Source organism: Paenibacillus sp. 01L418, from assembly GCF_056400045.1.
Map to the genome: position 1 here is coordinate 1 of NZ_JBFTSN010000482.1, position 4,407 is coordinate 4,407.

The 4,407-nt window shown below is 39.6% G+C and carries 3 protein-coding genes and 2 pseudogenes; 4 read left to right on the top strand and 1 reads right to left on the bottom strand.

Going from position 1 to position 4,407, the window contains the following annotated elements; genetic code table 11:
- Positions 1-405: 405 nt before the first annotated feature.
- From AC1DSE_RS30885 to AC1DSE_RS30900, 4 genes and pseudogenes are all read left to right on the top strand, one after another.
- Positions 406-495 (top strand): annotated as a pseudogene (locus AC1DSE_RS30885) (flagellar biosynthesis protein FliA); the annotation flags it as partial.
- Positions 496-779: 284 nt separating this feature from the next.
- A pseudogene (locus AC1DSE_RS30890) lies at positions 780-1,166 on the top strand (manganese catalase family protein); the annotation flags it as partial.
- A gap of 158 nt (positions 1,167-1,324) precedes the next feature.
- A complete protein-coding gene (locus tag AC1DSE_RS30895; RefSeq protein WP_477528743.1) occupies positions 1,325-1,891 on the top strand; it encodes a helix-turn-helix domain-containing protein in 567 nt (188 codons plus the stop codon).
- A 220-nt stretch (positions 1,892-2,111) separates the two neighbouring features.
- Entirely contained in the window at positions 2,112-3,347 is a 1,236-nt protein-coding gene (locus AC1DSE_RS30900; protein WP_477512040.1) for a CynX/NimT family MFS transporter, read from the top strand.
- Positions 3,348-3,654: 307 nt separating this feature from the next.
- On the opposite strand, the gene AC1DSE_RS30905 is transcribed toward AC1DSE_RS30900, so the two are convergent.
- The coding region (locus AC1DSE_RS30905) for a copper amine oxidase N-terminal domain-containing protein (RefSeq protein ID WP_477528744.1) at positions 3,655-4,407 on the bottom strand (753 nt) is incomplete at its 5' end.

Consider the following 4,407-nt stretch of genomic DNA (forward strand, 5'->3'; position numbering starts at 1 on the left):
CTATTGATGTTGATGACATCTGCTCTGAGCCACTGCTCAATTCGCATTCTTAGCGTTAGAGAAACGGGCGTTTCCTATCCCCCAAAGCTGCACGATAAAAGGTTTTGACAATACGATCGACAATCTTCCTCTTCTGGTTAACGTGAACGTTAATAAAGAGCTTCTTTGCATGCTGGCCGTAGACCAATTGCTTTGGAGAATGGCTAATTGGGTTCGGATTTTGAGAAATAGCTTATCAACGGTGATATCATTATGAGAGAGCAATTCGCCTAAGCTAAAAACGATTAAGTAATGAAAGACAGACACTCATTGTATTTATACAATGGGTGTTTACTATTAGTGTGGATCGAACTGCAGAGGATAGCTTTCCACTCTTGGCAGCAATGATTTACATAGGGTTGTGTCCACAACCTCAAAAAATACGATAATACGGGTGAGGACTTAGAGGATTTGATTTCAATCGGCACCATAGCCCTGATCAAAGCTACGGTAAGTCTATTGACTTGGGATTTAGAAACAGTAAGTTTTAAAGGAGAAGTGTTTGGAGTTGCGAAAAACCCAGATGATGTGATTTTTCTAACTCCAATAGATCGAAACAAAAAAGAAAATAACATTAAAAGAAGTTATTATTTCAGAGTTCATTATTTTGAAGAGCAACATTAGTTCTGTCTGATGATATGAATATCTATACAACGGAAGTCGCATAACATGTGGCTTTTTTATATATTGTCTAAATGAGTAGGATACCATAATGCCAAGTCAGTCTTGGAAGGCATTGCACCAACGAATTTGCACACCTTGAGATGATTGCGACCATGATTTACAAGCTGACAAAAGATGCAACGCCAGAACAGCTTAAGGCTGCTGGACTTGGTGCTCATTATGTGGCTCATAACAGCGCCTTGTTTTATGAGAATGCAGGCGGCGTACCCTTTACGGCTACGTACATTCAGGCCAAAGGTGATCCAATTGCGGATCTATATGAGGACATAGCGGCGGAGGAGAAGGTTAGGGCGACGTATCAGTGGCTAATTGATCTTAGGGATGATGTGGATCTGCAGGATAGCTTGAAGTATTTGCAGGAGCGGGAGATTATACACTCTCTGCGGTTCCGGGAAGCGGTGGAAATACTTAAGGATAAGCGGGATGAGAAGATATTCTATTAGAAGGAACCTCTCTGCAGGGTACTGCGGGGAGGTTTTTTTTGTTTGTGTACAGAATTGTACAGAGGAGAATAGTCCACCATCCAATACTAATTGTATGGAAAAGAGTCTAGATAAACAGTATACTTGCTATAATTGTTTTTTGTTGAGGTGAATATCAAATGGATGAAATCGATGAATCAAAACAGCTTGTATTACAAATCGGCGGTGCCTTGAAAAAGTACAGAAAAGAAAAAAACATGAGCTTAGACGAATTAGCGGAATTAACGGGTGTAAGCAAACTTACTCTGGGGAATATCGAACGTGGCGATACAAATCCAACTTTGGCGATTATTTGGAAAATTTCAAAAGGCATGTCTTTACCGCTATTGGCTTTGTTGAAATCAGAAGAGCCTGTTAGTTTGTATCGAGCAGGAGAAGGACTGCGGTTTTCTAATGATCAAAAAAATTGGATCATTGAACCAGTCTTTAAACACACAAGCAACSATATTGAAATGTGTCGGGCTTACTTACAGCCGAATAGCTCGTATCACCCTGAAGGTCATCATGCGAATACAACAGAAATTGCGACAGTAATGACTGGTTCCATTGAAATTCAAGTCAATGGAGAGGTTTACACATTGAATCAATATGATACGATCAGTTTTCGTGCAGATTGTCCTCACTCTTATACCAATCATACGAATAGCGAAACAGTGCTCCATATATGCTTAAAGTATGATTTCTAAAAGTCAGAAATCCTACTTATTTAATACAACTCCGAATTCCATGACGGGAATTCAGAGTTGTATTTTTGTTTTCAGATGATTTTATGTATATTATACAATACCACTTGTTAAAAATAATATACTATAATATACTTTTAATATTCGCGCGGATGTTATTTCATATTTTTTCAATCAGTAGGAAACAAATTATACGTATAAATTCAGGAAGGAGAAATGAAAAATGTCGAACAAACAAAATAAAAAAGCCGTACCATCTTCTATCGGACTGATAATTCTCGGCATTATTGTTATTGCAGCTAATTTACGTGCTCCTTTAACCTCAGTCGGTCCTTTAGTGAGTTTCATAAGGGATGACGTTGTTATTTCAAATACATTAGCCGGCCTGATAACAACGGTACCTTTGCTTGCCTTTGCTTTATTATCGCCACTAGTACCAAAATTAGGACGAAGGTATGGTGTTGAACGTATCATTTTGATTGCCCTAATCTTTCTGACTGTTGGCATTGTAATACGTTCTTTATCTGGCATAGCTAATCTGTATATTGGGACAGCAATTCTTGGATTCGCAATTGCCATATGTAATGTATTATTGCCAAGTTTAATCAAAAGGGATTTCCCAAATAAAATTGGCTCCATGACAGGTATTTACTCCATTTCAATGAGTTTATTTGGAGCAATCGCATCGGGAATCAGTGTACCGCTAGCCGTGAACGCAGGTCTAAAATGGCAGGGAGCATTGGGAATATGGGGGATTCTAAGCTTTGTATCGATTCTCTGTTGGCTACCCCAACTAAGAAATCAAACGAAGCAAACAACCACGATGAGTCAACAGATAGCCAGTAATGATGTGAATGTTTGGAAATCCCCTCTTGCCTGGCAAGTAACCCTGTTTATGGGTATACAGTCCATGGTTTTCTATGTGTTGATCGCATGGTTGCCTGAAATTTTAAAGCAGCAAGGAATTGACTCAAACCAATCAGGATGGTACCTCTCGATAATGCAGTTAGCTCTGCTTCCATTTACTTTTATTGTGCCCGTTATTGCTGGGCGCATGTCTAGTCAACGTTTGTTAGTGGTCATCATAACCATTTTGCTTTTGACGGGAACGCTCGGACTTCTATACGGAAGCTCCAATATAATTCTGTTATGGATCATAATACTCGGAATTGGTGGAGGCTGYGCCTTTAGTTTGTCCATGATGTTTTTCGGTTTACGTACTGAAAATGCGCATCAAGCAGCGGAACTGTCTGGCATGGCGCAGTCGATCGGATATCTTCTTGCCGCAATCGGTCCTGCCCTTATAGGATTTCTACATGATTTGACAAATAGTTGGAATCTGCCACTTTTCATTCTGCTTGGCGCTTCGGTCTTACTCTTTATAGTCGGTATAGGAGCAGGAAGAAACCGTTTTGTAGGTAGCCGAAATAGTTACGAACTGCCACAGAAAGGACGATGAATAGGTTTGACAAAATTATTGTGGCAATTGATAAAGCTAAAATAATGAACAAACTCCTCGATGCAACCTATGAATAGCCTGAAACAAATAAACTCAAGTTACCTTGGTTAATGTCAGCCAGGAATATGTATCGAAGGCTTTCGACAGCTAAATTGGCGTTCGTTGATTATCATTGAAAGTGGATAATCGCTAACAAACAAAAAACTAGGGCCCCAAAGTGGCCCTAGTTTTTTTAGAAGCGTCAATCATGATCAGCTCAATCGATTAATTTAGCAATGATTTGACTCTTAATTGAAAAAAATGAGTGTTAATTAGATTCTATGAGTCCAGTTGTTATTAAATCTTCAATGTTCAGATACATGGTTCCTTTGTATTTCTTAATACGAATGTCACTTAAAGTAAAGTCGCCATCCGTCGCCTTTTTGTATTCCGCTGTCAAATTAATATCCACTCTGACGATTTCGAAGCCGACATATTTGCCTATCGTAATGATGTTGGCATTGCTATTGCCAAGTTTGCTTACGCCTTCGATTTCAGACAGCATAGATAATGAAATCCATCCCTTGCTCATCAGTGGTGGCAATGCTTCTTTATTCTCTGCTGCAGCTACATAATTGGCGTCAAAATAATCCGGATATCCTTTATACCCTGGTAGTTTGGATTCCTTCTCTGTTGGTGGCGCACCAACAACACGGAATTCAGGGAAATTTGCAATTGTCTTGGTAATGGAATCGATCTCGGCTAACTCTTTTTGGGTATTCAGGGCGTTGGTTGCAGCGGGACCAAACGATATCACTCCATCAGCACTGAAAAATATCGGGATACCGTCGATCGTGTAAGAGGCCCCTTTAAAGGATGGACTATTAACTTGAATCACATTTGCTTCTGCAGACCAATAAACGGAGTTACCTGTTGCTTCCCCAACGATTCTAATTGGGATGTAAGTGTTACCATTTTGCGTAAAGGGTTCTGCTTGCAATGCTTTCTTCTGGCCGTTCACAACTGCTGTTTTGTTGCCAATCGTAAATGTAATCTTTAAATCATCCTTTTTGCCCGTAAC